At 56.3% G+C, this 26,803-nt stretch carries 24 protein-coding genes; 20 read left to right on the top strand and 4 right to left on the bottom strand.

Annotation, left to right across the window (positions count from 1 at the left end; genetic code table 11):
- Window positions 1-22: 22 nt before the first annotated feature.
- The 7 genes from murG to lpxC all read left to right on the top strand — a co-directional run bounded on the left by murG (window position 23) and on the right by lpxC (window position 8,185).
- Complete coding sequence (gene murG / locus LL947_RS08505; protein ID WP_499834400.1) at window positions 23-1,114, top strand: undecaprenyldiphospho-muramoylpentapeptide beta-N-acetylglucosaminyltransferase; 1,092 nt, start codon at window positions 23-25, stop codon at window positions 1,112-1,114.
- Window positions 1,115-1,163: 49 nt separating this feature from the next.
- Window positions 1,164-2,576 carry a UDP-N-acetylmuramate--L-alanine ligase gene (gene murC, locus LL947_RS08500; RefSeq protein ID WP_499834399.1) on the top strand — a complete coding sequence of 471 codons (1,413 nt, stop codon included), beginning with the start codon at window positions 1,164-1,166 and terminating at the stop codon, window positions 2,574-2,576.
- Window positions 2,577-2,590: 14 nt separating this feature from the next.
- Entirely contained in the window at window positions 2,591-3,547 is a 957-nt protein-coding gene (locus tag LL947_RS08495) for a D-alanine--D-alanine ligase (RefSeq protein WP_499834398.1), read from the top strand.
- Window positions 3,534-4,235, top strand: coding sequence for a cell division protein FtsQ/DivIB (locus LL947_RS08490; protein WP_290820496.1), 702 nt, complete (start codon window positions 3,534-3,536; stop codon window positions 4,233-4,235). Before LL947_RS08495 ends, LL947_RS08490 begins: the two co-directional genes overlap by 14 nt.
- 344 nt (window positions 4,236-4,579) lie before the next feature.
- Entirely contained in the window at window positions 4,580-5,866 is a 1,287-nt protein-coding gene (ftsA, locus tag LL947_RS08485) for a cell division protein FtsA (RefSeq protein WP_404413439.1), read from the top strand.
- Between the two features lie 34 nt (window positions 5,867-5,900).
- A complete protein-coding gene (gene ftsZ / locus LL947_RS08480; protein WP_290820499.1) occupies window positions 5,901-7,073 on the top strand; it encodes a cell division protein FtsZ in 1,173 nt (390 codons plus the stop codon).
- Window positions 7,074-7,273: 200 nt separating this feature from the next.
- A complete protein-coding gene (lpxC, locus tag LL947_RS08475) occupies window positions 7,274-8,185 on the top strand; it encodes a UDP-3-O-acyl-N-acetylglucosamine deacetylase (RefSeq protein ID WP_404413438.1) in 912 nt (303 codons plus the stop codon).
- Between the two features lie 64 nt (window positions 8,186-8,249).
- On the opposite strand, the gene LL947_RS08470 is transcribed toward lpxC, so the two are convergent.
- Window positions 8,250-8,708: a DUF721 domain-containing protein gene (locus LL947_RS08470; protein ID WP_290820503.1), complete on the bottom strand. Its 459-nt coding sequence runs from the start codon at window positions 8,706-8,708 to the stop codon at window positions 8,250-8,252.
- Window positions 8,709-8,811: 103 nt separating this feature from the next.
- On the opposite strand from LL947_RS08470, the gene LL947_RS08465 reads away from it, so the two are divergent.
- The 4 genes from LL947_RS08465 to LL947_RS08450 are packed head-to-tail and all read left to right on the top strand — an operon-like array spanning window position 8,812 to window position 14,257.
- Window positions 8,812-9,183: a hypothetical protein gene (locus tag LL947_RS08465; protein ID WP_404413436.1), complete on the top strand. Its 372-nt coding sequence runs from the start codon at window positions 8,812-8,814 to the stop codon at window positions 9,181-9,183.
- A gap of 59 nt (window positions 9,184-9,242) precedes the next feature.
- Window positions 9,243-11,990, top strand: coding sequence for a preprotein translocase subunit SecA (gene secA, locus LL947_RS08460; protein WP_499832933.1), 2,748 nt, complete (start codon window positions 9,243-9,245; stop codon window positions 11,988-11,990).
- A gap of 37 nt (window positions 11,991-12,027) precedes the next feature.
- A complete protein-coding gene (argJ, locus tag LL947_RS08455) occupies window positions 12,028-13,257 on the top strand; it encodes a bifunctional glutamate N-acetyltransferase/amino-acid acetyltransferase ArgJ (RefSeq protein ID WP_499832932.1) in 1,230 nt (409 codons plus the stop codon).
- Between the two features lie 43 nt (window positions 13,258-13,300).
- Complete coding sequence (locus LL947_RS08450; protein WP_290820511.1) at window positions 13,301-14,257, top strand: Nudix family hydrolase; 957 nt, start codon at window positions 13,301-13,303, stop codon at window positions 14,255-14,257.
- A 27-nt stretch (window positions 14,258-14,284) separates the two neighbouring features.
- Here the strand turns inward: LL947_RS08450 and LL947_RS08445 are convergent, their stop codons facing one another.
- Complete coding sequence (locus tag LL947_RS08445) at window positions 14,285-15,190, bottom strand: carbon-nitrogen hydrolase (RefSeq protein ID WP_499832931.1); 906 nt, start codon at window positions 15,188-15,190, stop codon at window positions 14,285-14,287.
- Between the two features lie 68 nt (window positions 15,191-15,258).
- Complete coding sequence (locus tag LL947_RS08440) at window positions 15,259-16,287, bottom strand: agmatine deiminase family protein (RefSeq protein ID WP_290820513.1); 1,029 nt, start codon at window positions 16,285-16,287, stop codon at window positions 15,259-15,261.
- 242 nt (window positions 16,288-16,529) lie between these two features.
- Here LL947_RS08440 and LL947_RS08435 point away from each other — a divergent pair, with 242 nt between their 5' ends.
- The gene (locus LL947_RS08435; RefSeq protein WP_290820514.1) at window positions 16,530-17,771 is read left to right on the top strand and encodes a lipoprotein-releasing ABC transporter permease subunit; all 1,242 of its coding nucleotides are present in this window, start codon (window positions 16,530-16,532) and stop codon (window positions 17,769-17,771) included.
- A gap of 10 nt (window positions 17,772-17,781) precedes the next feature.
- Window positions 17,782-18,495, top strand: a complete 714-nt coding sequence (locus LL947_RS08430) for an ABC transporter ATP-binding protein (protein WP_404413429.1) — start codon at window positions 17,782-17,784, stop codon at window positions 18,493-18,495.
- A 5-nt stretch (window positions 18,496-18,500) separates the two neighbouring features.
- Here the strand turns inward: LL947_RS08430 and LL947_RS08425 are convergent, their stop codons facing one another.
- Complete coding sequence (locus LL947_RS08425; RefSeq protein ID WP_290820518.1) at window positions 18,501-19,058, bottom strand: DUF2062 domain-containing protein; 558 nt, start codon at window positions 19,056-19,058, stop codon at window positions 18,501-18,503.
- A gap of 139 nt (window positions 19,059-19,197) precedes the next feature.
- Here LL947_RS08425 and LL947_RS08420 point away from each other — a divergent pair, with 139 nt between their 5' ends.
- Genes LL947_RS08420 through murB form a run of 7 tightly spaced genes read left to right on the top strand, consistent with a single transcriptional unit; the run spans window position 19,198 to window position 26,792 of the window.
- On the top strand, window positions 19,198-21,477 hold the full coding sequence (locus tag LL947_RS08420; RefSeq protein ID WP_499832930.1) for a DNA internalization-related competence protein ComEC/Rec2: 2,280 nt from the start codon (window positions 19,198-19,200) through the stop codon (window positions 21,475-21,477).
- Between the two features lie 52 nt (window positions 21,478-21,529).
- Window positions 21,530-23,296: a lipid A export permease/ATP-binding protein MsbA gene (gene msbA / locus LL947_RS08415; protein WP_290820522.1), complete on the top strand. Its 1,767-nt coding sequence runs from the start codon at window positions 21,530-21,532 to the stop codon at window positions 23,294-23,296.
- On the top strand, window positions 23,293-24,318 hold the full coding sequence (gene lpxK, locus LL947_RS08410; RefSeq protein ID WP_499832929.1) for a tetraacyldisaccharide 4'-kinase: 1,026 nt from the start codon (window positions 23,293-23,295) through the stop codon (window positions 24,316-24,318). The genes msbA and lpxK overlap by 4 nt, the downstream gene beginning before the upstream one ends.
- Entirely contained in the window at window positions 24,311-24,520 is a 210-nt protein-coding gene (locus LL947_RS08405; RefSeq protein WP_290820525.1) for a Trm112 family protein, read from the top strand. Before lpxK ends, LL947_RS08405 begins: the two co-directional genes overlap by 8 nt.
- Complete coding sequence (gene kdsB, locus LL947_RS08400) at window positions 24,521-25,324, top strand: 3-deoxy-manno-octulosonate cytidylyltransferase (protein ID WP_404413426.1); 804 nt, start codon at window positions 24,521-24,523, stop codon at window positions 25,322-25,324.
- On the top strand, window positions 25,321-25,785 hold the full coding sequence (locus LL947_RS08395) for a low molecular weight protein-tyrosine-phosphatase (protein ID WP_499832928.1): 465 nt from the start codon (window positions 25,321-25,323) through the stop codon (window positions 25,783-25,785). Before kdsB ends, LL947_RS08395 begins: the two co-directional genes overlap by 4 nt.
- Window positions 25,782-26,792 (top strand): UDP-N-acetylmuramate dehydrogenase, encoded by a 1,011-nt coding sequence (murB, locus tag LL947_RS08390; RefSeq protein ID WP_499832927.1) that lies wholly within the window; start codon window positions 25,782-25,784, stop codon window positions 26,790-26,792. Before LL947_RS08395 ends, murB begins: the two co-directional genes overlap by 4 nt.
- Window positions 26,793-26,803: the final 11 nt, after the last annotated feature.

The following is a 26,803-nucleotide window of genomic DNA, read 5'->3' as shown; positions in this document are numbered from 1 at the left end:
CGATGATGGAGTACAGATGATAATGGCAGGTCAGCGCATATTGATTATGGCAGGGGGAACGGGCGGACATGTTATTCCTGCGCTATCGCTTGCCAAGGCACTGCGCCAGCAGAGCATCGAGGTGGAGTGGCTGGGAAGCCCGAGGGGCATTGAAAACCAGCTTGTTCCAGCCGCTGGGATAACATTACACCCGTTGAAAATCAGCGGTCTGCGTGGCAACGGCCTGGTGGGCTGGTTGACGGCACCGCTTAACATATATCGGGCAGTGGGTGAGGCACGTCGCATCATCCGCGACTTCAACCCGGATGTCGTGGTGGGTCTGGGAGGTTTTGCCAGCGGCCCGGGGGGCATTGCCGCCTGGCTGTCCCGGACTCCTCTGGTTATTCACGAGCAGAATGCCGTGGCGGGGCTTACTAATCGGGTCTTGAGCTATCTGGCCAAAAAAACCTACGCGGCCTTCCCTCAGGCATTTGGGACGCGAGCGGAAGTAATCGGCAATCCGGTGCGCGATGAGATTGCCACACTCGGTGAGCACCCTCGTCAAGCAGATGCCATGCGCGGTCGCAAACTGCGACTGCTGGTCGTGGGTGGCTCCCTGGGGGCTGTTGCTCTGAATGAGCGCCTGGCTCCGGCGTTGGCTGGGCTCGATGCAGACGCCCGTCCAGAAGTCTGGCACCAGGCCGGAAAAGGCCGTGAAGAGGCGACCCGTGCGCACTACGTCGAGTACGCCGTTGATGCCAGGGTAAGTGCTTTCATAGATGATATGGCAGCGGCTTATCAATGGGCTGACCTGGTGGTCTGCCGCTCGGGCGCCCTGACAGTGGCCGAGCTGGCGGCCGCTGCCAAGCCGGCCTTGTTTGTGCCTTTCCCCCATGCGGTAGATGACCATCAAGCGGTCAATGCCCAGGCGCTGGTCAGGGAATCAGCAGCGGTTTGCGTGGTACAGTCCGAGTTGACCCAAGAACGTTTGCGAAGCGAACTGAAACAGCTGTTATCCCCCGAGGTGCTGGCAGGCAAAGCGGCCAATGCGCGTCGGGCGGCTTATCTGGATGCAACACAGCGGCTGTTGGAAGGCTGCTTAATGCTTGCTGACAAGGAGCATAAGCGTGACTGAAGTGAATTTAGAAGAAGCGTCGCTGTCAGGCCGTATCAGTGGCCCTGGCATGCGACGTATCCGGCGAATCCATTTCGTCGGAATCGGTGGTGCAGGCATGTGTGGCATAGCGGAAGTGCTGGCCAATCAGGGTTATCAGGTCAGCGGTAGCGATCTGAAGCTGTCTCCCGTGGTTGAACGTCTGCGTGACTGCGGTGTGATGGTGGCCATTGGCCATGCACAACAGAATGTCGTGGGTGCCGACGTTGTCGTGGTGTCGACTGCTATTGATGCAACCAACCCTGAAATCCACTGGGCCCATGAGCACCGTGTGCCTGTTGTCAGGCGGGCAGAAATGCTCGCAGAGTTAATGCGCTTTCGCCATGGCATTGCTGTAGCCGGTACTCACGGCAAAACCACTACCACGAGTATCACGGCGACCCTGTTGGCTGAAGGCGGGCTTGACCCGACCTTTGTGATTGGCGGTAAGTTGACAAGCTCAGGGACCAATGCCCGGCTGGGCGAGGGTGATTACCTGGTGGCAGAAGCGGATGAATCGGACGCCTCTTTTTTGCATTTGCAGCCTTTGGTATCGATTGTTACCAATATTGATGCTGATCATATGGCGACCTATGGAGGCGATTTCGAGCGCCTGAAAACGACTTTCATCGAGTTTCTGCACAACCTGCCGTTTTATGGCCTGGCCGTGCTGTGCCTGGATGATGGTCATGTTCGTGACCTGTGTGGTCAGGTTAAACGCCAGTTTGTCACTTATGGGTTTGCTGCTGACGCTGACTATCGAATCACTGACTTTACCCAGTATCAGGGGGATGTCACCTTTACGGCGCTACGTCCTGGCAATGCCGCCCCTCTGAAAGTGCGCCTGGCCATGCCGGGAAGGCACAATGCCCAGAACGCCATGGCAGCCATAGTGGTGGCCAGCGATGCTGGCGTGAGCGATGCAGCCATTTTGCGTGGGTTGGAAAGTTTTGCCGGGGTAGGACGCCGCTTTCAGGTGCATGGTCACTATTCGTTATCCGGACAAGACGGCGATGTCATGCTGGTGGATGATTATGGTCACCATCCTCGTGAAGTTGATATGGTCATACAGGCCGTCAGGGCCGGTTGGCCCGAGAGACGTCTGGTTATGCTCTATCAGCCCCATCGCTATTCGCGCACCCGGGACCTTTACGATGACTTTGTGCGCGTTCTGTCCAAGGTCGATACTCTGGTGCTATTGGATGTCTACAGTGCTGGAGAAAATGTTCTCCCCGGTGCCGAAGGCCGTTCACTGGCCGGTTCAATTCGTCAGCGCGGTGAAATTGATCCATTGTTTGTAGAAGGCAAGCAGGAGCTGCCGGGTATCCTGCAAAATGTATTACGCCCGGGAGATATTCTGATAACACAGGGAGCGGGAGATATAGGCGGTATCGCCCAGTCGCTTGCTCAGGCGCAGCTAATGCTTGATGAGGTGTCATTTTGAGTAGTCATCCAGCGATGCAAACAATCAGTGCATCAGAGACAGATGTACAGGAGAGCCGTGTTGTTGTTGTCTATGGCGGCACATCAGCAGAAAGGGATGTCTCGCTAAAAAGCGGGCAGGCCGTTCTTGCGGCGCTTCGCCGTCAGGGAGTTGACGCTGTTGGCTATGACCCCCATGAAGCCGGGCTGACAGGTCTTGAACAGCTGGCGCCCGAGCAGGTGTTTATCGCTCTGCACGGTCGAGGAGGAGAAGATGGCTGCCTGCAGGGCGCGCTTGAACTGCTGGATATACGCTACACCGGAAGCGGCGTGATGGCGTCTGCCCTGGGGATGGACAAACAGCGCACCAAGCAGGTTTGGCAGGCGCTGGGGTTGCCCACTCCGGGAAGTGTCATTCTCAGTGGCTCAAGTGAGTGGCAGGATGTCGTCAATCAGCTTGGGCTGCCGTTGATCGTCAAGCCCGTCCATGAAGGGTCCACGCTGGGTATTACTATTGTGAATTCCCAGGATGAGCTGGTGTCTGCCTACCATGAAGCAGCACGTTTTGATGCCCAGGTCATGGCTGAGCGTTTTGTTGTCGGTGATGAATACACGGTTGCACTGTTAGGCGAGCAGGTACTGCCAGCCATCAGGGTCGAGGTGCCCGGTGGCTTTTATGATTACGAGGCCAAGTATCTCTCCAATACGACTCAATACCATCTGCCTTGTGGCCTTTCGGGCGACGATGAGCAAGCCCTTGCGGAGCTTTGCCAACAGGCGTTTGCCGCTATTGGTGGCTTTGGATGGGGGCGCGTCGATGTAATGCGCGATTCAACTGGCCAGTTTTGGTTGCTGGAAGTCAATACCGTGCCTGGTATGACGGATCATAGCCTGGTGCCTCAGGCGGCCGCTCATGCAGGTATCGGCTTTGATCAGCTGGTAATGGAAATTCTTGCCACGGCAGGTTGGCAGAGTGACCATGAAGCAGCGTAGTAGCTGGCTCGGGGTGGCATTATTGACCCTTCTACTCGTCGCGGGTGGACGCGCGCTGTGGTTGTGGCTTGATCGTCCGATTGAGCGTGTCTCTATTCGAGGAGATTGGGATTATGTCAATGCTGACTATCTGCGAACCCAACTGGCTCCTTTGGTAAGTAATACGACCTGGCTGTCTGCTGACCTGGGTAAGCTGCGTGATGACGCTCTGGATATTGGTTGGCTGCATGAGGTGCGACTCTCCAGAGAGTGGCCTGATACTCTGGTGTTTGAACTGGTCGAACAGCTTCCCGTGGCTCGCTGGAATGACCGCTATTTGCTGAATGAACAGGGGGTGCCCTTTGTTTTTGCCCCCATGGCGGCGCCAGATGGGCTGCCTGATCTGGGAGGGCCAGACGGCAGTAGCCAGGAAGTATTGAGTTATTATCAGAGCCTTCAGCCGGCATTTTCTTCCCTGGAGCTTTCACTGGATCAGTTAAGGTTGGAGCCGCGTGGTGCCTGGCGTCTGCAGTTTGATGATGACATGTGGGTGATGTTGGGGCGTCAGCAGCATGATATTCGCCTTGCCCGCCTGGTTTCCTCCTGGGAGCGCGAACTGAAACGTTTCAAGGGAAGCATCCGTTATATTGATCTGCGTTACCCTAATGGCGTTGCGGTCTCCTGGCATGGTGATGAAAATTACGAATAGTTGTCGAAATTAGCTTGATGATCGAAGGCGGAAGGTGATTTAAGCGACGCAGGCTGTAAATGCTTTTTCCAGAAACGGATTGTGCATTAGGGTTGCGACATACAAAAAAATAATTTCTTTAGTTTAGTTTTCTTGTATTTACTCATTGATCTTATAATATGGGTAGACAGAAAATGATGTTATTGTTAAGCGATGTTTTCAGAGCAGCCTCTTTGTATTGGCTCGACGCGATTAGCAAACAACTAACAGCACTGCAGTTATACGTGAGCATTTGACTATTGCTCGAACAATTATTGATCGGTTCATTTTTTCATTCAGCCACTTCCAAGGAGATTTCCCGACTCATGGCAGATACACCTAACGCTTCAGATATGGTGGTCGGGTTGGACATAGGTACGTCCAAGGTAGTGGCTATTGTCGGCCAGCCTACCGATGACGGCAGTATCGAGATTGTGGGTATCGGGGCTCATCCATCGCGCGGCATGAAACGCGGTGTGGTTATTAATATAGAATCTACGGTTCAATCGATTCAACGAGCCGTTGAAGAAGCTGAATTAATGGCGGGTTGTGAAATACATTCAGTCTATGTGGGGGTGGCGGGTAGCCATATAAGCTCAATGAATTCTGATGGTGTGGTGGCCATCAAGGAGCGCGAGGTTACCTCTTCCGACATTGATCGAGTGATTGATTCAGCCCGCGCTCGAGCCATATCTGAAGGTCAGCGAGTCTTGCATGTACTGCCACAGGAATTTGCCATAGACAATCAGGGTGGTGTCCGCGAACCGCTGGGCATGTCTGGTGTCAGGCTTGAGGCACAGGTTCATCTTGTGACAGCTGCCCTCAATGCGGTTCAGAACATCGAAAAATGCGTTCGACGCTGTGGTCTGGAAGTTGATGCCATCATCCTTGAACAGCTTGCCTCAAGCATGGCAGTGTTGACAGAAGACGAACGTGAATTGGGTGTGTGTATGGTGGATATTGGTGGAGGTACCACGGATATGGCCATTTTTACTGAAGGCGCCATCCGTCATACCGCAGTGATTCCCATTGCCGGAGATCAGGTAACCAATGATATTGCCATGGCATTGCGGACACCGACCCAGCATGCAGAAGAAATCAAGGTCAAATATGCGTGCGCACTCACGCATTTGGCCTCTTGTGATGAAATGATCAAGGTGCCAAGCGTTGGTGACCGCCAATCCCGTGATCTGTCGCGACAATCATTGGCTGAGGTCGTCGAGCCACGCTACGAAGAGTTGTTTACACTGGTGCGAGACGAACTGCGTCGCAGTGGTTATGAAGACATGGTGGCCGCAGGCATTGTCCTGACAGGCGGCACATCACGGATGGAAGGAGTGAGCGAACTTGCCGAAGAAATTTTTCATATGCCGGTAAGGATTGCTTCTCCGCAAAATGTTAAGGGTTTATCTGACGTAGTGCGCAACCCGATTTATGCCACAGGGGTGGGGTTATTGCACTATGCTTTGCAGGAAGCGCGTCATGGCCAACGCTATGGGAGCGCAAGCAGTGATAGATCGACAGCTCGGCGCCAGAGTAGCTCTCGGCACGAATTGACAATCGATGTATCACCGCTGGCAAAAATCAAGGGCTGGTTTAAAGGAAATTTCTGACAGGATCGTATATACGATTCAGGAGACGGGGCTTATGTTCGAATTGGTAGATAGCGCACCCTCGAGCAGTGCGGTCATAAAAGTTGTTGGTGTTGGCGGTGGCGGCGGTAATGCTGTTAATCACATGGTGGAAAGCAGTATTGAAGGCGTGGAATTCATTTGTGCCAATACGGATGCCCAAGCACTTAAACGCGTCTCCGCCAAGACAGTCCTCCAGTTGGGTAGTGAAATCACCAAGGGGTTGGGGGCCGGCGCTAATCCTGATGTTGGCCGCCAAGCTGCCATGGAAGACCGCGAGCGTATTGCTGAACTGCTCGATGGGGCCGATATGGTCTTTATCACTGCCGGCATGGGCGGTGGAACTGGAACCGGTGGAGCCCCTGTCGTCGCCCAGGTGGCCAAGGAGCTCGGTATACTGACTGTTGCAGTTGTTACCCGGCCATTCCCGTTTGAAGGCCCCAAACGGATGCGTGCAGCAGAAGAGGGCATGAAAGAGCTCTCCGAGCACGTTGATTCCCTTATCACTATTCCCAATGAAAAGCTTCTCTCGGTGCTGGGCAAGAATGCCACCTTGCTGACTGCCTTCAGTGCTGCCAATGACGTGCTCTTAGGGGCAGTACAAGGCATTGCTGAACTGATTACCAGTCCGGGTATTATTAACGTCGATTTTGCAGACGTACGTACCGTTATGTCTGAAATGGGCATGGCGATGATGGGTACCGGCGGTGCAACAGGTGAAAGCCGTGCCAGAGAGGCCGCGGAGAAAGCTATCCGTAGCCCACTGCTGGAAGATATCGACCTTCATGGTGCCCGCGGTATCCTGGTTAACATTACCGCAGGCCCTGATCTTTCCATTGGTGAGTTCAACGATGTGGGGGCTACTGTTCAGGAGTTTGCTTCCCAGGAAGCTACGATTGTTGTTGGTACGTCGATTGATATGGAAATGACCGACGAGCTTCGGGTGACGGTCGTTGCAGCTGGTCTTGACAATAATAAAGCCAAGGCACCCCCCGCGCGGGAAGCACTGCGTCGCACGGCCGCCGATGCCGCAGACTATCGTAAACTTCAGCAACCTACCGTTATGCGCCAGCAACAAGCGGCGCGTTCCGAGGAATCAGAGCAGCAGCCTCGTACTGAAAAACGTCGTGCTCCCGAAGCTGATGATTATCTGGATATTCCCGCTTTTCTGCGCCGCCAGGCCGATTAAGCCTCAACATGAGTGTCATCTAGGCAGCAAGCGTCGTTTTCAATTAGTTAAAACGTACGTTTGCTGCTAAAATGAACGCTGTTCGATTACTGTTGCCTTGTCTTTCTTCCATGTCAGATTTCCATGACCAGCCTTCATGTCGCAGCAGTTCTCCATCAATCATCTGTCTTTCATAAATAATTAGAGTATGACCACTGACCATGATCAAACAACGCACCCTGCAGAACGTTATTCGTGCCACTGGAGTGGGTCTGCACTCCGGTAAAAAGGTCAACATGGCGTTGCGTCCTGCTCCCGTTGATACGGGAATTATTTTTGTCAGAACGGATATTGAACCTGCTGTAGAAATTCCCGCGCGTGCCAATCTGGTAGAAGACACCATGCTGTGTACGGCGCTTTCCTTGGAAGGCGTGAAAGTGGCAACGGTAGAGCACTTGATGTCGGCTCTGGCTGGGTTGGGTATTGATAACGCTTACATTGATGTCAACGCACCTGAAGTGCCGATCATGGATGGCAGTGCGAGCCCATTCGTATTTCTCATTCAGTCTGCAGGTATCATGGAGCAGCCGGCAGCCAAGAAATTCATGCGTATCAAACGCCCGGTGTCCGTGGTTGAAGACGATAAGGAAGCCCATTTTCTGCCTCATCAAGGCTTTAAGGTATCGTTTTCCATCGATTTTGATCATCCTGCTTTTGATCGTCAGAACCAGACCACACGGATTGACTTTTCCACCACTTCTTTTGTCAAAGAGGTCTCCCGGGCGCGGACATTTGGCTTCATGCGCGATATTGAATTCTTGCGTTCGAACAACCTTGCGCTGGGAGGCAGCCTGGAAAATGCTATCGTTGTTGATGACTATCGCATCGTCAACGAGGGCGGTTTGCGCTACGACGACGAGTTTGTCAAGCACAAGGTGCTGGATGCCATTGGCGACCTTTACCAGTTAGGTTACAGTCTGATCGGTGAGTTTCGTGGCGTAAAATCAGGCCATGCGTTGAATAATCAGCTGTGCCGTGAATTGCTGGCACAGCCTGATGCCTATGAAATCATCACCTTTGAAGAAGCATCATCAGTGGCGCCGATTTCGTATTCAGCGCCGGCAATGGCTTAACCTAGAAGGTGAGGTTCCCAGGGCTTTGAATCGTTATGTCTAAAGCACCGCCTTGGCGGTGCTTTTAACGTTTTCTGGCATGCGATGCCAATCTGCTCAGAGCGTCTTTGAGTGCCGGGTCACCGGTTTCTTGTGCACAGGCCGCCAGGGTTTCGCCAGCATCTTTAGAGAGCTCGCGGGTGTTACGCTCAGGTACCTTGACGGGATGAACCGGCCGTACCTTGAATACCAATGCGCTAACGCCCTCGAACCCTGGTAGCTGGTGCAGGAGCCTCAACAGATTTGACTGCTCAAAGCGTAACCAGGTTATCCAGCTGGCCTGGCTACTGATGATGGTCAATTTTCCCTGACGAAATCCGCCCACATAAACATGTGCGCGCATTTCTTGCGGCAGATGAGCTCTGACATGGCGCTGCGCCTGGTCAATCAGACGCGATTGGCGAATCAGGAGGCTGGCACCGCTGCGTTGTTCGAGGAGTTTCCCGATGGGCTGTGCTCTCGAACGCTTAACCTTTATACTCATGCGCTTGGCTCTTCGGCTGATCCTCAAATGGGCGTTTGGGGAGGAAACATGATGTTTGCCGTTTAAAAATAAAGCCTAACACGCTCAGGAGTTTAGCCACAGCATGTCTTTGCCATCTTTATCGCGACCTTTGTCAGAGCGCCGTTCACGTCGCCATGGGGTTGCGCGATGGTGGTTGGCAGGCCTCTTGGTGGGCTGTCTGCTGCCGGTTACCTTTTCCCCGGTTGATGTCATGCGCAGCGGCGAGCGCAGCGCTTGTGTGGTGTTATTTGTGCCCGCGGTGTTGAGAGCCCACTCCCGCCATATTGCCTGGGTGCGGCGGGTTTATCAGCGCTGGCTGGGTAGTGCGCCACCCGACGCGGATGTTCAAGTGACGTCTGGAAAACGATCCGGTGTCATTATTGTATGGTTGGTAGCCGCTCAAGATGTTTTCACGCGTCGTGGTCCACCGTCCAATCGACGTCAGACAATATGATCCTGGTAACATCATTTCTATTAGGCTCCTTGAGCTAAGCTACGTCAATTGGACAGTTCATGATTAATAATTTATTGCGCAAGGTGGTCGGTTCGAAAAACGACCGTGAAGTTAAACGAATGCACAAAAGTGTTCATCATATCAATGCTTTCGAGGCAGAGCTTGAAGGGTTGAATGATGATGAACTGCAGGAAAAAACGCCCCAGCTGCGTCAGCGCCTGAACGACGGCGAGCCACTGGACAGCTTGCTGCCAACGGCATTTGCCGTGGTTCGCGAAGCCAGCAAGCGCGTGATGGGAATGCGCCATTTTGATGTGCAGATGGTGGGCGGTATGACGCTGCACCGTGGGCGCATTGCGGAAATGAAGACAGGCGAAGGTAAGACCCTCGTCGCAACCCTGGCGGTGTATCTCAACGCCTTGCCTGCCAAGGGGGTGCACGTCGTCACTGTCAACGATTACCTGGCTCGCCGGGATGCCGAATGGATGCGGCCCTTATACGAGTTTCTGGGGCTTTCCGTCGGGGTGATCTTTGCAGGGCAGACCAGCACGGAAAAGCGTCACGCCTATCAGTGCGACATTACCTATGGCACCAACAACGAATTTGGCTTTGATTACCTGCGCGACAATATGGCCTTCTCGCTGGATGACAAGGTTCAACGCGGACTGCATTACGCGATTGTCGATGAAGTTGACTCCATCCTGATTGACGAGGCACGGACGCCGCTGATCATATCCGGTGCTGTGGACGAAAACACGGACCTGTACGGCGTTGTCAACCGCCTTGCCCAGCAGTTGGAAGCCGGTGAGGAAATGGAGGATGAAGAAGCCACGGTTACAGGCGATTTCCTGCTGGATGAAAAACAGAAGCAGGTTGAATTGACCGAGCAGGGCCATAACAAGGTAGAGGACCTGATGCGCTCGGAAGGCCTGCTGGGTGAAGGCGAGTCCCTTTATGCGGCCCAGAATCTTAACCTGCTGCAGCATATGCATTCTGCCCTGCGGGCTAGGCACCTGTATCACCGCGATGTGGATTACATTGTCAATGAAGGGCAAGTAGTGATCGTTGACGAGCATACAGGCCGCTCCATGCCCGGGCGTCGTTGGTCTGAAGGCTTGCACCAGGCCGTGGAGGCCAAGGAAGGCGTTACTGTCCAGCGTGAAAGCCAGACGCTGGCATCGACTACCTTCCAGAACTATTTCCGTCTGTATGAAAAACTGGCCGGTATGACGGGCACGGCCGATACCGAGGCCTTTGAATTTCGTCAGATTTATGGTCTGGACGTTATCGTGATCCCGACCAACCGTCCACTGGTCCGTAAAGACCTTAATGACCTGGTGTTCTTGAGTGCTGAAGAAAAATTTGAAGCCATCATCAAGGATGTCAAGGCAGAAACAGAAGCCGGCCGCCCTGTGCTGGTGGGCACTGCCTCGATTGAAACATCGGAATACCTGGCAGGTCTGATGCGTGAGGCGAAGCTCGACTTCAACGTACTTAACGCCAAACAGCATCAGAGCGAAGCTGAAATCATTTCCCAGGCAGGTCGCCCCGGAGCGATTACCATTGCTACCAATATGGCCGGGCGGGGGACCGACATCATGCTGGGCGGTAACTGGGAAGCGGAAGCCGCCAGACTTGAAAACCCATCTGAGGCTGAGATAGAGGCACTCAAGGATGAATGGCAGAAGCGCCACGATGCTGTCCTGGATGCCGGTGGCCTTCACGTTGTCGGTTCTGAACGTCACGAATCCAGGCGTATCGATAACCAGTTACGCGGCCGCGCTGGGCGTCAGGGAGACCCTGGTTCAACGCGCTTTTTCCTGTCGCTGGAAGATAGCCTGATGCGCCTGTTCGGTTCTGATCGGGTCAAGCGCCTGATGCAGGCACTGGGTCTTGAGCACGGCGAGGCCATCGAACACAAGATGGTTTCCAATGCTGTTGAACGTGCACAGAAAAAGGTCGAGGGGCGCAACTTTGATATTCGTAAGCAGCTGCTTGAATATGATGACGTGGCCAATGACCAGCGCCGCGTAATCTATGAGCAGCGTAATGAGATTCTTGCCGCGGATGAAGTCGCCGAGGCGGTCGTCGGCATCCGTGAAGAGGTCATGGACGAGGCGGTCAGCCAGTTTGTGCCGCCTCAGAGTCTGGCGGAACAGTGGGACCTGCCGGGTCTTGAGGTGCATCTCAAGACCGAGTTCAATCTTGACGCGCCCGTGGTGGCGTGGGCCAAGGAAGACCAGCGTCTCAGTGAAGAAAAGCTTCGCGAGCGTCTGCAGGCCATGCATCAACAAGCCTACGCCGCCAAGGTGGAGGCTGCGGGTGAAAGCCTGATCCGGCGCTTTGAAAAGCAGGTTATGCTGCAGGTGCTGGATACCCGCTGGAAAGAACACCTGCAGTCCATGGATCATCTGCGTCGAGGGATTCATCTGCGCGGCTATGCGCAAAAAAATCCCAAGCAGGAATATAAGCGTGAGTCTTTTGAGCTGTTTCAAGGTCTGCTGACCAACATCAAGGCGGATGTCACGCGTATCCTTAGCCACGTTCAGGTACGCCAGCCAGAAGAAGTCGATGCGCTGGAACAACAGCGGCGTGAGGCGCTGGCCCGTGAACAGGCCTCAGCCGCCAGCCGTCACGATGAGCCCACGGAGGCCCAGGCGCCAGAGGCCGAAGGAAATGAAGCGCCTGTGCCGCCGGGCGCAGATGGTCGTCCGGTACGCCGTGAAGGGCCCAAGGTCGGACGCAATGATCCCTGCCCCTGCGGGTCCGGAAAAAAATATAAGCAGTGCTGTGGCAAGCTTGATTAGTCAGCGTTGAGTCCATCATAGGTAGAGGGTAATCAGCATGGCAGTAGGAGTTGTGCCTTTTCCGGCCATGCCCCGGATTAAAGGGGTGTGCCTGGGTAGTGCCATGGCAGGCATTAAAACAGCCGGCCGCCGGGATCTGGTGGTGATAGAACTGCCTGAAACCGTGACGATGGCGGGCGTGTTTACACTTAACGCCTTCTGTGCCGCACCGGTGCATGTGGCCAAGGCTCACCTTGGCAAGTGTCTGGAAAATCATCAGGCGCCACGTTACTGGCTGATCAATACCGGTAACGCCAATGCGGGAACAGGCGAGCAGGGGATGGTAGATGCCAGGCAGTCGTGCGTTGCCCTGGCAGACGCCGCCGGAGTGCCGGTGGAAAGTGTCCTGCCTTTTTCAACCGGGGTGATCGGTGAGCCCTTGCCGATGGGGAAGCTGCTTGACGGCATTCCTGCTGCCTTTGCGGCCCGCCATGGGCATGCGGATGCCTGGGAACAGGCCGGTGAAGGTATTCTGACCACGGATACGCGTCCCAAGGGAGCCAGTATCGTGGTGAACATCGGCGCTCAGCAAGTGACCATCAACGGGATTGCCAAAGGTTCCGGCATGATTCGGCCCAATATGGCCACCATGTTGGGGTTTGTGGTCACCGATGCCAGTATTGAGCAGCCACTTCTGGACCAGTTGTTGCGTGAGACGACCGAGCGGTCGTTTAACTGCATTACTATCGATAGCGATACCTCGACCAATGACGCCTGCATGCTGGCGGCGACCGGTCAGGGAGCCGTGGTGGCAACCGAGGACGAGATTGCTATTTTCCGCAATGGTCTGCAGAGAGTCATGACCGAGCTTGCTCAGGCGATAGTGCGCGATGGTGAAGGGGCAACCAAGTTTGTCACGCTGCAAGTGGAGAATGCCCGCTCACGTCAGGAGGCACTGGATGTCGCCTTCACGGTGGCTCATTCCCCTCTGGTCAAAACCGCCTTATACGCCTCTGATGCCAACTGGGGGCGGATTTTGGCCGCAGTTGGCCGTGCGCCAGTAGAAGCGTTTGACGTGAACCGTGTCGTCATAGCACTGGATGAAGTGAGGTTGGTGGAGCAGGGTGGCCGTGCGCCAAGCTACTCCGAAGCGGCAGGGAGCGCGGTGATGGCCCGCGAGGAAATCACGATAAGGATTGATCTTGATCGCGGAGAAGAGAGTGCCACTGTCTGGACGACAGACCTCTCGCATGACTATGTATCGATTAACGCCGATTATCGCAGCTAGCCTTGAACGCTGGCAGGTGAGCAAAACAGTGGGTACTGACGCAATGAGTGTAATGGTAAAAAGACGGGTGCATGTCGCTGCGGCAGCAATCATCAGCGCTGATCAACAACAGGTGCTGATTGCGCGTCGGCCCTCGAATGTGGATCAAGGAGGGCTCTGGGAGTTTCCCGGTGGCAAACTGGCCCCCTATGAGACGGGCCTGGAAGGGCTCAAGCGTGAATTGCACGAAGAACTGGGCGTGGAGATCAGAAATGCCCAGCCTCTGATTCGTGTTCATCACGAATATCCCGACAAGCATATCCTGCTCGATGTCTGGCAGGTTCATGAATTTTCCGGCGAACCCTTTGGCCGCGAAGGCCAGGCAGTGCGCTGGGTGCCAATGAACGAATTGGCAAACTATCCTTTTCCGGCCGCGAATCTACCGATCCTGCGCGCTGTCATGCTGCCGACCGAGTATCTGATTACCGCTGAGGAAGACGACGAGGCGCGCTTTGATGCCCGCCTGGAAAGAGCCCTGCGTGAAGATAACATTCGTCTGGTGCAGCTGCGCGCCAAGCAACTGGAAAGGTCGGCCTATCTGGCTCGTGCTCAACGCGCCCTGACGCTGTGCAAGCATTACGGAGCGCGCCTACTATTGAACGGTGAGCCTGACCTTCTAAAGGACGTGGAGGCAGACGGGATCCATCTGACCAGTGCGCGTCTGATGAATCTGGAACGCCGCCCGATCGCGGAAAATCAGTGGCTTTCCGCCTCAACTCATGATCAGGCGCAACTTAGCCAGGCCGCCGTATTGGGCTGTGATTTCGTGACTCTGTCACCACTGCGCACCACGCCCTCACACCCGGAAGTACCCCCTGTGGGCTGGCATGATTTCCAGCAGCTGGTGGAGCGCGCCGGCATGCCGGTGTTTGCTCTGGGGGGCATGACCCGCTTCGATGCACATCACGCACGGGCAGTCGGTGCCCAGGGTATTGCGTCTATTCGCGATTTCTGGAAATAGACCCTCGCTGTCTTGCACGGCGCTGGATCAGTCCCGGTAGCGGCGCGTCAGGTCAGTATAGGCCTCGACGCGCCGATCCCGCAGATAAGGCCATATACGCCTTGTATTCTCGCCGCGTGCCATATCCAGGGTGACCAGCAGATTGTCGGCTTCTTCCCCGCCGTGGGCTAACAGCTCCCCCTGTGGCCCACAGGCAAAACTGCCGCCCCAGAATTGAATACCACTGCCGACCTTGGACGGGTCGGCTTCAAAGCCGACCCGGTTGGCAACCAGCACCGGTACACCGTTAGCCACGCCATGGGCGCGCTGTATCAGGGTCCAGGCATCTTTCTGGCGGGTCTTTTCGGCGCTATCATCGTTTGGATCCCAGCCGATAGCTGTCGGGTAAAGCAGTATGTCTGCACCTGCCAACGCCATCAGTCGCGCGGCTTCCGGATACCATTGATCCCAGCACACCAGAACGCCCAGGCGGCCCACTGACGTTTCAATCGGGCTGAAGCCACTGGCGCGTGCCGGGTCGTGATCTCCGGGAGTGAAGTAAAACTTCTCATAAAAGCCCGGGTCGTCAGGAATATGCATCTTACGGTAATGGCCCACCCGCCCCTGGGCGCGGTCATATACCACAGCCGTATTGTGGTAGAGTCCGGCTGCGCGACGTTCAAAAATCGAGCCGACCAGAACGATATTCAGGGTGCGTGCGAGGTCTGCCAGGTGTTGGCCTGTTGGGCCATCCAGGGGCTCTGCAAGGTCAAACAGAGCCGGGTCTTCGTACTGGCAGAAGTAATGAGTCGCATGCAGTTCCTGTAATACCACCAGCTCAGCGCCTTGCCGGGCAAGCTCACGAATGGCGGCTTCGCTTGCCGCCAGGCTGCGGGTCTTGTCGGGCCAGGCGTGTTGTTGAACGAGGCCCACTGTCAGGGATTTTTCCAGCATACTGTTTCCTGTCCTGAATAGAATCATGTCTGGATGGTTGGGCAATCGAGGCGCCACTTGATTCCATCTCAGCGTTTAAGCGCTCCCCGGGGTAGCTGCATGGTCAGGCAATGCAGGCTGCCGTGCTGTCGGATCACGCTGGTGCAGTCAATCGGAATGAGTTGGCGGCCTGGAAAAGCGTTTCCCAATGCTTCCAGTGCGCGCCAGTCCGCCGGGTCGCCATAGGTCGGCACCAGAACAGCCTGATTGATGATCAGGAAGTTGGCATAGGTGGCCGGTAGGCGTCTCCCATCGTCGGGTGCATGGCAGGGAGCAGGCCAGGGCAGTGGAATCAGGCGATAAGGTTGGCCATCAGCCTGGCGAAAGGCCTGTAACTCGGCCTGCATGGCAGCTAATGCAGGGTAGTGAGGGTCATCCGGATCATCGCATTGCACGTAGGCGATGGTGTCGGGTGAACAGAAACGCGCCAGGGTATCGATATGGCTGTCGGTATCATCGCCTTCAAGGTAGCCGTTTTTGAGCCACAGAATACGTTTTGCGCCCAGGTCCTGGCCAAGCTGTGTTTCAATGTCCCTGCGCGAAAGTCCCGGATTACGATTGGGGTTGAGCAAGCAGGCTTCAGTGGTCAGTAAAGTGCCTTCACCGTCCGTTTCGATACCGCCGCCTTCGAGCACCAGGTCGCGGGTTTCAACCGGGCATGCCCAGCACTGAGCTGCATCCAGCTGGCGGGTTAGCTGATTGTCCAAAAGTGCTGGAAACTTGCCACCCCAGCCGGTAAAGGTATAGTCGAGCAGTTTGAGGTGCCCTGCTGAGTTGGCGACGCTGATCGGACCATGATCGCGCGCCCAGGTATCATTGCTGGCGCCGACCAGCAGCTGAACCTGCTGGTCGGCGACTGCGTAGCCGCGGAATCGTTGGGCAAGGCGACGTCGGGTCGTCTCGTCGGGTACGCAGACAAGTACTCGCTGGTAGCGCGCCGTTGCCAGAACAATGCGCTCCAGGGTTGCCTCGATGCGTTCCAGCAGTGGCGCCCAGTCACCATCCTTGCGTGGCCAGGTCAGTTGAATGGCGTCCTGGGGGGCCCATTCGGGCAGCATTTGAAAGAGAGCGTTCGACAACCTGAGGCCTCTTGGATAGGGGGGCGTAAATGATTGGCGTGTGTCTACGCCGCGCAATGTAGGGCGGCGCTGTCCGGGTTGCAAGCCTTTTACGAAATTCGCTGCCTGAAAATCAAGGCAAGGGAACACCGCGTCCGTTTGGCGTTCCAATCAAGCCGCCAACCCTGTGCAGTCAGGACGAAAAACCGTACCATGAGCGCTCGCTAATAAGGAATCATGCCATGCTTGATCGTTTGCCCTTTCTGGTGGGCTTGCGCTATGTCCGCGCAAAACGCCGAAATCATTTTATTTCATTTATATCAATGACCTCTATGCTTGGCTTGATGCTGGGGGTTGCCGTCCTCATTCTGGTGCTATCGGTGATGAATGGCTTTGATCAAGAACTGCGCACACGCATTCTGGGCATGGTGCCTCACACCAAGATCGAGGCCCGCAACGGCATGGTGGAGTGGGAAGCTCTGGCCAATCAGCTGATCGAGCGTGAGCGGGTGATAGGTGCCGCACCCTATATCGAGCAGCAAGGCATGTTTTCCGTGGGGGGACGTAATCAGGGGGCCATGGTTAATGGCATTCATCCCGAGTGGGAAGACCGAGTGTCAATCATCGGGGAGCATATGCAGCAAGGCAGCTTGAGCGACCTCGAGGCCGGTGAATGGCATATTGTTCTGGGCTCCATGCTGGCGAGACAGTTGGGGGTTGGCGTGGGTGATCGTGTGACCCTGCTGGTACCGGAAGCCTCGATAACTCCGGCAGGCGTGTTTCCTCGTCTGAAGCGCTTTACCGTCAGTGGCATTTTCAGCGTCGGCGCTGAGCTTGATGCCAGTCTGGCCTATGCCCACATTGATGATATGCAGACGCTGGCCCGTATGGGGAATGCGGTGGGGGGACTGCGACTGGAGCTTGATGATCTGTTTACTTCCGGGCAGGAAACGCGGGCTATTCTCAATACGCTGGGGCCTGAATATCAGGGTCGTGACTGGACGTTTTCACACGGAAACCTGTTTCAGGCGATCCAGATGGAAAAACGCATGATCGCCCTGTTGTTGACCGTTATCGTAGCAGTAGCGGCGTTCAATATTGTCTCGACCCTGGTCATGGTCGTGACTGATAAACGCGCTGACATCGCCATTTTGCGCACCATAGGTGCCACCCCCGGCTCTATCATGGGTATCTTCATTGTTCAGGGGCTGGCGATTGGTATCATTGGGATAGCTGTTGGTGTCGGTGTCGGAGTGTTACTGGCCTTGACCATTGCAGACCTGATTGGCTGGGCCGAATCCGTCCTAGGTATCCAGTTTCTGGATGCAGGCGTCTATTTTATCAGCGATCTGCCTTCAAGGCTTTTGTGGAGTGATGTGGGCAATATTGTTGCCGCTGCTTTCGGGCTGACCTTCCTGTCGACCCTTTATCCCGCCTGGCGCGCCGCCCGCGTGCAACCCGCCGATGTATTGCGCTATGAGTAAGGATACCGTCATGTCAAACGAATCTATGCCCCAGCAGCCCGCTGCGCCTGTGATGCTGGTATGTGAGGGCATTTCACGGGTGTATAGCGAAGGTCCGCGGGACCTGACTGTGTTGGATAAGCTGTCGCTTAGCGTGCATGCGGGAGAGCGCGTGGCCATCGTGGGAAGCTCCGGCTCAGGCAAGACCACCTTACTGAACCTGATGGGGGGGCTTGATCGTCCCACTGATGGCAGCATTATCATTGCCGGCAAATCGCTGGCTGGGTTGGGGGAGGCCGCCATGGGGCGGTTCCGCAATCGTTATATCGGTTTTGTCTATCAGTTCCACCACTTGCTGGCCGAGTTCACCGCAGTGGAAAATGCTGCCTTGCCGCTGATCATCAGGGGCCAGCGTAAGCGCGATGCAGAAAAACGTGCACTGGCGCTGCTCACCAGAGTGGGGATGGCCGCGCGGGGTGACCATAAACCAGGCGAGCTGTCAGGCGGGGAGCGCCAGCGGGTAGCAATCGCCAGAGCTCTGGTGACTGACCCTAGCCTGGTGCTGATGGATGAGCCGACGGGTAACCTTGATCAGCAGACCGCCTCAACCATTCTGGACTTGATGGATGAGCTGGCCAGGGAGAGCGCCTGTGCCTTTGTAATTGTCACCCATGACCGGGACCTCGCCGCCCATCAGGATCGGGTTTTACAACTGGATAATGGCCAATTGGTGGTCACCAGCTAGCGTTATCAATGTTCATCATCGAACTGGGATTCCATCCTGGCGCGACGTAGCTGGCGCCTCGCTCGTCGATGGCGCCAGTTGCGTGAGACATGCCAGCGCCAGATCAGGCGAGTCGCGATATTGGCAAGAATGGCAAGTGTCACCGCAGTGATCAGAGAGCCGAGAAACAGGGCCGGCATGATGTCCTGCATCTGCTCGGCGATCCAGCGTGTTGATATGCGCGACGGTGCTTCACGAACCGGCGTGTCGAGGAAGAAGGCACCAATGACGTAGTTGATATAGAAAATCAGTGGCATGGTCAAAGGATTGGTCACCCATACCAGACCGATGGAAAGTGCCAGATTGCAGCGGGTCAGGCGGGCACCCAGGGCAGCGATTACCATTTGAAAGGGAATTGGCAGCATGGCACAGAACAGGCCAACGCTGAACGCGTTGGCAACGCTGCGGCGGGTCAGCAGCCACAGCCGGGTGTCAGCCAGTAAGGGAGCTACCAGCCGTAAGGAAGGTTGCCGCCGAAGGGTGTCGGGTTTTGGCATATAGCGATGTAAAAACCGACGCGGCATAGACGATACTCTCGCCAGGTAAAAAAGCTATTATCCATATAGTACCAGCATTCGGCTATGCAAACGCATCAGGTCAGGTAAACGCGGCTGGATATCACTACATTGAGGGAGTTGACGAAGGATCGCCAGGGAGGGCGACATGCGCACAGGTAAAGCGCTGCCAGCGGCACTGGCCCTGTTAGGGGGCGTGCTGGCTGTTGCATCCGGACTTGTTCTTCACTATCCAGCACTCATCCTGGCGGCATACCTGCTGGCAGGGCTATGGATAGCCAGCAGCCACTTTACAGGCCTTGTGTTCTGGCTACTCTGGGGCACCATTACCGCGCTGCTGACAATGGAGCAGGGGCGGGCCTTACCGGCTGGCCTGAGCGGTAGCGATCTACGCGTCGAGGCCAGGGTGCTTGACGTGCGCGATGATAACGGTGTGGCGCGACTGACTTTGCGGCTGCAGAGCTGTGTGTCACCGCCGGGTCAGCCAAGCTGTAAGGCGCTTGGCAAAGTGCGCGTCAGTGCTTATCAGGGTACTGCCTTTCAGCCCGGTGAGCGCTGGGGAATGACTTTGCGTTTGCGCCCCCCGCGAGGCTTCAGCAATCCTGATACTTTTGATTATCAGGCCTGGCTGTGGCGTGAGCGTTTGCACGCCACCGGCTATATTCGCCAGTCACCGCCTGCCGTCAGGCTGGCTGAATCATCTTTTTCGCTACGCCGTCTCGGGCTTGAATACCTGGCTGAAAAACCCTTGACGGAGCGCTCTCGACGCTGGCTGGCGGCGCTGACGCTGGGCGATAGCGATCAGCTGGAACGTCAGGACTGGGATCTGCTCAATCATAGTGGCACGACCCATCTGGTGGTGATTTCAGGGTTACATGTGGGGCTGGTAGCGACCTTTAGCCTGCTGTTGGCGCGTCTCGTCGCTCGCGTGATAAGCCCGGGAAACTGGCGATTACGTACCTGGCCATGGTGGTTGGCGGCCGCTTCAACAATTGCGTATGCCACTCTGGCAGGGCTGGCGCCTCCAGCGCTTCGCGCCATGCTGATGGCGCTGGTGGGCTTATGGGTTGCCAGTGGGCGGCATGCGCCAGGCCCTTGGCAGGCATGGTGGCTGGCAGTCGCGATGGTTGTCATGGTAGATCCGCTGGCCGCCTGGCGGCCCGGCTTCTGGCTGTCGTTTGTTGCTGTGGCCTGGTTGATCGTGATCTGGCATGGTCGGTCCCGCCCAAGCGGAATCAGAGGCTGGCTGTGGGCCCTGGTGCGCACCCAGCTTCTACTGGCTCCGCTGATGGCAGGTGCGGTGCTGCTTGCCTTTGGTCGTCTGGCCCCACTTGCGCCCTTGGTCAACCTGCTGGCGGTTCCCTGGGTGAGCCTGGTGATGGTACCCAGTGCCATGCTGGGCTGGTTGCTGCTGCCGGTTACGCCCCTGTCAGAGATGAGCTGGTGGGTGTTTGAGCAGGCGCTCGATCTTTTTCATGCGTTACTGACGCTCAATGTGGCGTATCTGCCGCTCTGGGAGCCTTCTTTCAGCCGATATAAAGCCCTGGCGGTAGGCTTTATCTGGCTGGCACTGTGCTGGGGTCTGCCCGCCATTTCCTGGGCCCTGCGCGCCTTCGCTGTAGTGATCGTCACTCTTCTGGCGGTATGGCCGAATGAAGAACACTGGCCAGAAGGCGCACTCAGGGTCAGCGTGATGGATGTGGGGCAAGGGCAATTGGTAGAATTACGCAGTCAACAGCAACGAATGCTGTATGATACCGGCCCGCGGTTCCGTTCTGGTTTCATGCCGCTTGATACGTTATGGCCAGGCAGCCAGCAATTTGATCACGTGGTAGTAAGTCACGCTGATAACGATCATGCGGGCGGCATCAGCGCATTGCTAGATGGTCATGAGGTAATGGCCTGGTGGCTGCCCGAGGGAGAAGACACGGATGTGTCGGCCATGCCGACTCCCCGGACCTGCGCTGCTGGCCAGCGATGGTCGATCGATGGCATCGGCTTTCATTACCTTTGGCCGCCACCCGGTATAAACGAGTTGTCTGCCAACGACCGCTCCTGTGTCCTGTCTGTCACCGTGGGCGAGCATTCTCTGTTGCTGACCGGCGATGTGGGAGTGAACGTCGAGCGGCGGCTGCTGACGCTGCTTGATACGCCGCTCTCGGTTCTGGTGGCAGGGCATCATGGCAGTAATACCAGCTCTGGAGAACAGTTTGTGCGTTCCACCCAACCCCGTCATGTGGTTTTTAGTGCCGGTCGGGATAACGCTTTCGGGCACCCCATTCAGGCAGTCGTCAGGCGTTTTCGCCGAGCGGGCAGCTGTTTGTGGAATACGGCTCATGACGGTGCTCTTACCTTCTGGTTGATACCGGGGGAAACGCCAAGGGTCACACCTCAGCGCGTGTTACATGGCAAACGCCAGCGGTGTTGAAGCCCGCCCGTATCAGGTAGAATTTTGCCATCTATAACGGTCAGGAGAGCACGTGACTGAATCTGGGTTATCCATCTATAAACGTTTGCTAAGCTATGTCAAACCCCACTGGCGAGCCTTCAGTCTGGCCATTCTGGGTTTCGTCATCTATGCCGCATCAAGCACCGCGCTGGCTGAGTTAATGAAACGTCTGATTGACGGGATCCAGAACCCGGATGCTGCCTTTCGACTCTTCCTGCCCATGTTCGTGATCATCATGTTTTCGGCCCGCGGCCTGGGCACTTTTCTGAGTACCTATTTCATGGCGTATGTGGGGCGCTATATCATCCACACCCTGCGCTGCGATGTGTTTGCCCACATGCTGCACTTGCCCGGCGTTTTCTTTGACCACCATTCCAGTGGGCATCTGGTATCACGAGTGACCTATCACGTTGAGCAGGTGGCGGGAGCCGCCACTAAAGCGGTCACCATTCTGTTGCGTGAAGGGCTGTTCGTGATTGGGCTTCTGGGTTACCTGCTATGGACCAACTGGCTGTTGACCTTGCTATTTATGGCAGTCACGCCACTGATTGGCCTGGTGGTCAACTATGTCAGCAAGCGCTTCAGACGCATCTCCAGGCGCATTCAGCATTCCATGGGCGATGTTACCCATGTAGCCTCTGAGGCCATTTCGGGGCACAGGGTGGTGCGTACCCACGGTGCTGAAAACTATGAGAAGCAGCGTTTTAACCGGGTCAGTGAAGAGAATCGCCGTCAGAGCATGAAGGAAGCCATGACCAAGGCAGTCAGTTCACCGGTGATCCTGATGCTGGTGGCCATCTCGATGGCCTTGCTGGTCTGGCTGGCCATGGCGCCGGCATTGCTCGATGACATGACGCCTGGCGAGTTTGTGGCTTTTATTACCGCTGCGGCGCTGATGGTCAAACCGGTCAGGCAGCTGACTGAAATCAACGGCGAGATACAGAAAGGCATAGCCGCGGCCGGAGAGCTGTTCACTCTGCTGGATGAACCGCCAGAAGTCGACGAAGGCAAGTTGCTGCCGAAGCGCCTGAGTGGTGAGCTGGCCCTTGAAGGGGTACGTTTCCGCTATGCGCCTGAGCAGCCCGATGTGCTGCATGGTATTGACCTGCACATTGCCCCAGGTGAGTTGGTGGCCCTGGTCGGGCGTTCAGGCAGCGGCAAATCGACGCTTGTCAACCTGTTGCCGCGTTTCTATACGGCTACCGGCGGACGGATTGCCATTGACGGCGTTGATATAGGTGATTATCAACTGGGCCCGCTGCGCCATAACATCGCCATTGTTTCCCAGCAGATCACCCTGTTCAATACCAGCATTGCCGGTAATATTGCCTATGGCGTGGATGATGCCGACTCTGCGGCCATTGAGGCCGCTGCCAAGGCGGCCCATGCTGACGAGTTTATTGAACAGCTACCCGAGGGGTATCAGACCCGGGTGGGAGATAACGGTGTCATGCTGTCAGGCGGCCAGCGCCAGCGCCTGGCGATTGCCCGAGCGATTTATAAGGACGCACCGATCCTGATTCTGGATGAAGCCACCTCGGCGCTGGATACCGAGTCCGAGCGCTATATCCAGCAGGCGCTGGACTACGTTTGCCAGGGCAGGACCACGCTGGTGATTGCTCACCGCTTATCTACTATTGAACAGGCGGACCGCATTGTGGTGATGGAGCAGGGTCGGATCGTTGAAGAAGGCTCGCATCCTGAACTGCTGGCACAGAATGGTGCCTATTCGGCACTTTATCGCCTACAGTTTCAGGACAGCGGTCGCAAACCGCCCACAGGTAAAGTGGTACCATGACTCTTTCCCAGCGCTGGCTGAAAGCGGCGTATCAAGGTAGCTTCTGGCTGGCCCCGCTGCGGCCGCTGGGCGCCCTGTATGCGTGGGTGATGAAACGTCGCTATGACGCCTATGTAAGCGGTAAGCGTGATGTATGGCAAGCCCCAGTGCCCGTTATTGTGGTGGGCAATATCACTCTGGGCGGTACGGGGAAATCACCTCTGGTGGCCTGGCTGGTGCGCTGGCTGAAAGCTCAGGGTTATACGCCAGGTATTGTGACCCGGGGCTATGGTGGCAAGGCCGCGGACTATCCGCTTGTTGTTACTGCGGATACTGACGTCACTCAAAGCGGTGATGAACCGCTGATGCTGGCCCAGCAGACGGGCGTGCCAGTGGTAGCTGACCCGCAGCGGTCAAGAGGAGCAAAACAGCTGGTGACAGCGGGCTGCGATGTCATCGTCAGCGATGATGGCCTCCAGCACCTGTCTCTGGGTCGGGATATTGAACTGGCCTTGCTGGATGGTTGCTGGGGACTGGGCAATCGCCGCTGTCTGCCAGCCGGGCCACTGCGTGAACCGGCCAGCCGTCTGCAGCAGGTGGATGCCGTTCTGGTGAATGGCACGCCTTCTCCCTCGTTACCTGAACACGCCACCCTCATGCAGCTGGTACCCACTACCTGGCGCCACCTGGCCACTGGCGAACAGCGGCCCCTGATACCTTTGCCGTTCAGCGTGCCGGTCAATGCCATTGCCGGTATCGGGCGGCCCGAGCGTTTTTTTGAGACGCTGGGCACCCTAGGGGTTTATGGGGGCTGGTATCCTTTCGGTGATCACTACCATTATGAGGCGTCGTCATTGCAGTTCGCCGGCCGGCAGGCCGCACGTCCGCTCTTGATGACAGCAAAAGACGCGGTTAAATGTCGACATATAGCCCCGCCAGACAGCTGGGTCCTGGATGTGGAAGCCAGTCTTCCACCTGAATTCGAGTACTGGTTAGCTAAACGGCTAACCGCGCTTACTGCGAGGAGACGAACTGATGGATAAGCAACTGTTGGCCATGCTGGTTTGCCCGATGTGCAAGGGTAAACTCAAGTATGTACGCGAGTCAGGGGAACTGCAGTGCCTGTATGATGGCTTGGCCTACCCGATCAAGGACGATATTCCGGTAATGTTGCCTGAAGAAGCCCGCGCAATGGATGCCGATGAAAAACTGCCGACCTCTCCTGGCCGCAGTGGAGAAGAATGAATGGTTGGCTCACAGGCAAGTACATCGGCGGCTGAATTTATTGCCATCGTGCCCGCCCGTTTTGGTTCCAGCCGTCTGCCGGGCAAGCCGTTGCTGGAGATTGGTGGAGAACCCATGGTGGTTCACGTCTGGCGCCGCGCCTGTCAAAGTCTGGCCAGTCGAGTCGTGGTCGCCACTGATGATGTGCGAATCCGTGAAGCGCTGCTGCCTTATGGCGCCGAGGTGGTCATGACTGCAGCCGAGCATCCGTCCGGCACTGATCGCCTGGCCGAAGTTGCCGATACGCTGGCGCTTGATGACGAGGCCCTGGTCGTCAATGTGCAGGGTGACGAGCCCTTGATCCCTCCGGCCCTGATCAACCAGGTTGTCCAGCGGCTTGCAGATGATCCGGCGGCTTCAATAGCGACGCTGGCAGAACCTATCACGGATATCGATGCCTTGTTCAATCCCAATGTAGTCAAGGTCGTGCGTAGCCTGCAGGGTCGGGCGCTGTACTTTTCCCGGGCGCCGGTTCCCTGGGATCGTGAGCATTTTGCCTCCCGCCCTGAGCTGTTGGAGACTGATGCCTGGCTCAGGCACATTGGGTTATATGCCTATCGGGTTGGTTTCCTGAAAGACTATCGTGACTATCCGCCCGCCCTGCTGGAACAGTTGGAGCAGCTTGAACAGCTGCGCGCACTGCAGCAGGGCCATGTGATCCAGGTAGCGCTGGCCTGTGCTGTCAACCCGCCTGGGGTTGATACGGCTGAGGATCTTGAGCGGGTTCGTCAACTGATGGGTGCTGACGACCAGGAGGGAACATGAAGGTGCTATTTGTCTGTCTGGGTAATATCTGTCGCTCGCCCAGCGCAGAAGGGGTGTTCAGCAAACTTCTGGAAGCTCAGGGGTTGCAGGACAGGGTGGAAGTGGATTCCTGCGGTATTGGTGACTGGCACATAGGCAAGGCCCCGGACGCTCGCGCTCAGCAGGCTGCCATGCGCCGAGGCATTGATATCAGCGGTCTGCGTGCCCGCCAGCTGAGTGAAGAAGATTTTGCCGTGTTTGATTTCATTCTGGCGATGGATGATGACAACCTCCGGGCCATTCAGGCCATACAGCCCGAAGGCTATCAGGGCACGACATGCCTTTTTATGCGCTTTGCAGGCCAGCCGGAGACCCCTGTGCCGGATCCCTACTTCGGGGGAGAACAGGGATTTGAGAACGTTCTCGACATGATCGAAGATGCCTCAAACGGCCTGTTGCAGCATGTTCGGCTATCCTTATGACGCCTCGCAACTGGCTGTCTGAGGTTGATCTTAGCCCTGCCAACACGCTGCAGCTTCCTTCCAGCGCTGAATATTTTTGTGCGCCGGTCACGCTCAAAGCGCTTCAGGACTGTCTGCGCCGAGCCCACCAGGAAATGCTGCCAATTCAGCTTTTGGGGGGAGGCAGCAATGTGTTGCTGCCCGAGTATCTGGCGGGGCTGGTCGTCCATCCGGCCCTGACACAATGGTGGATGGAACCTCGGGGTGATAGCCTGCTGGCCCATGTGGGTGCCGGAGTGAATTGGCACGCTCTGGTAATGGCGACGGTGGGAAAGGGCTTGTGGGGGTTAGAGAATCTGGCCCTGATACCCGGTAGCTGTGGCGCAGCACCAGTGCAGAACATTGGCGCCTACGGGGTCGAGTTGGCTGATGTGCTCGAAGCTGTAGAGGTGATGTACCTTGCGGACGGTCATCTGGCCTGGCTTTCCGCTGAGGAGTGCGCCTTTGGTTATCGTGAGAGCATCTTCAAATCCGAACTGTTGGGTAAGGTAGTGATCACCCGGCTTGTACTACGCCTTAAACGCCATGCTGCACCGGTACTCGGTTATGGCGACCTGGCTCAGCGGCTGGGAGAAAGTCCGAGCAGCCTGGACGTGGCGAACACAGTGTGTCGGGTGCGCAGCGAAAAACTTCCGGACCCTGCCCAACTGGCCAACGTGGGCAGTTTTTTCAAGAATCCCCTGGTTAGCGCTGAACAGGCCAGGGTGTTACTGGATGCATATCCGGCCATGCCGCATTTTGCCCAGCAAAACGGTACCGTCAAGCTGGCGGCTGGATGGCTGATTGATCAATGTGGCCTGAAAGGTGCTCGTTTTGGTGCCTTTGGTGTGCATCACCGTCAGGCATTGGTGCTGGTACACTTTGGCGGTGGTAACAGGCCAGAACTGCTGGCCGTCGCCGAGCAGATAGCCGCTGAAGTAAAGGCGCGGTTTGGCGTGTTACTGGAAATTGAGCCGCGCCTGCTATGACGCGGAAGTGA

This window comes from Halomonas sp. BLK-85, from assembly GCF_044792155.1.
In the GTDB taxonomy this organism is placed as follows: domain Bacteria; phylum Pseudomonadota; class Gammaproteobacteria; order Pseudomonadales; family Halomonadaceae; genus Vreelandella.
Note: the sequence above shows the minus strand (reverse complement) of the source record. Positions and strands in the feature narration are given on the sequence as shown.

Bases quoted from the DNA above. Each gene is read 5' to 3' on its own strand.
- LL947_RS08450 (WP_290820511.1), top strand. From the start codon at position 13,301: ATGAGTGTAATGGTAAAAAGACGGGTGCATGTCGCTGCGGCAGCAATC.
- ftsA (WP_404413439.1), top strand. From the start codon at position 4,580: ATGGCAGATACACCTAACGCTTCAGATATGGTGGTCGGGTTGGACATA.
- murC (WP_499834399.1), top strand. From the start codon at position 1,164: ATGCGACGTATCCGGCGAATCCATTTCGTCGGAATCGGTGGTGCAGGC.
- secA (WP_499832933.1), top strand. From the start codon at position 9,243: ATGATTAATAATTTATTGCGCAAGGTGGTCGGTTCGAAAAACGACCGT.
- ftsZ (WP_290820499.1), top strand. From the start codon at position 5,901: ATGTTCGAATTGGTAGATAGCGCACCCTCGAGCAGTGCGGTCATAAAA.
- LL947_RS08470 (WP_290820503.1), bottom strand. From the start codon at position 8,708: ATGAGTATAAAGGTTAAGCGTTCGAGAGCACAGCCCATCGGGAAACTC.
- LL947_RS08495 (WP_499834398.1), top strand. From the start codon at position 2,591: ATGCAAACAATCAGTGCATCAGAGACAGATGTACAGGAGAGCCGTGTT.
- lpxK (WP_499832929.1), top strand. From the start codon at position 23,293: ATGACTCTTTCCCAGCGCTGGCTGAAAGCGGCGTATCAAGGTAGCTTC.
- LL947_RS08445 (WP_499832931.1), bottom strand. From the start codon at position 15,190: ATGCTGGAAAAATCCCTGACAGTGGGCCTCGTTCAACAACACGCCTGG.
- LL947_RS08425 (WP_290820518.1), bottom strand. From the start codon at position 19,058: ATGCCGCGTCGGTTTTTACATCGCTATATGCCAAAACCCGACACCCTT.
- LL947_RS08435 (WP_290820514.1), top strand. From the start codon at position 16,530: ATGCTTGATCGTTTGCCCTTTCTGGTGGGCTTGCGCTATGTCCGCGCA.
- LL947_RS08395 (WP_499832928.1), top strand. From the start codon at position 25,321: ATGAAGGTGCTATTTGTCTGTCTGGGTAATATCTGTCGCTCGCCCAGC.
- murB (WP_499832927.1), top strand. From the start codon at position 25,782: ATGACGCCTCGCAACTGGCTGTCTGAGGTTGATCTTAGCCCTGCCAAC.
- kdsB (WP_404413426.1), top strand. From the start codon at position 24,521: ATGGTTGGCTCACAGGCAAGTACATCGGCGGCTGAATTTATTGCCATC.
- LL947_RS08405 (WP_290820525.1), top strand. From the start codon at position 24,311: ATGGATAAGCAACTGTTGGCCATGCTGGTTTGCCCGATGTGCAAGGGT.
- LL947_RS08430 (WP_404413429.1), top strand. From the start codon at position 17,782: ATGTCAAACGAATCTATGCCCCAGCAGCCCGCTGCGCCTGTGATGCTG.
- LL947_RS08490 (WP_290820496.1), top strand. From the start codon at position 3,534: ATGAAGCAGCGTAGTAGCTGGCTCGGGGTGGCATTATTGACCCTTCTA.
- lpxC (WP_404413438.1), top strand. From the start codon at position 7,274: ATGATCAAACAACGCACCCTGCAGAACGTTATTCGTGCCACTGGAGTG.
- LL947_RS08420 (WP_499832930.1), top strand. From the start codon at position 19,198: ATGCGCACAGGTAAAGCGCTGCCAGCGGCACTGGCCCTGTTAGGGGGC.
- murG (WP_499834400.1), top strand. From the start codon at position 23: ATGGCAGGTCAGCGCATATTGATTATGGCAGGGGGAACGGGCGGACAT.
- argJ (WP_499832932.1), top strand. From the start codon at position 12,028: ATGGCAGTAGGAGTTGTGCCTTTTCCGGCCATGCCCCGGATTAAAGGG.
- LL947_RS08440 (WP_290820513.1), bottom strand. From the start codon at position 16,287: ATGCTGCCCGAATGGGCCCCCCAGGACGCCATTCAACTGACCTGGCCA.
- LL947_RS08465 (WP_404413436.1), top strand. From the start codon at position 8,812: ATGTCTTTGCCATCTTTATCGCGACCTTTGTCAGAGCGCCGTTCACGT.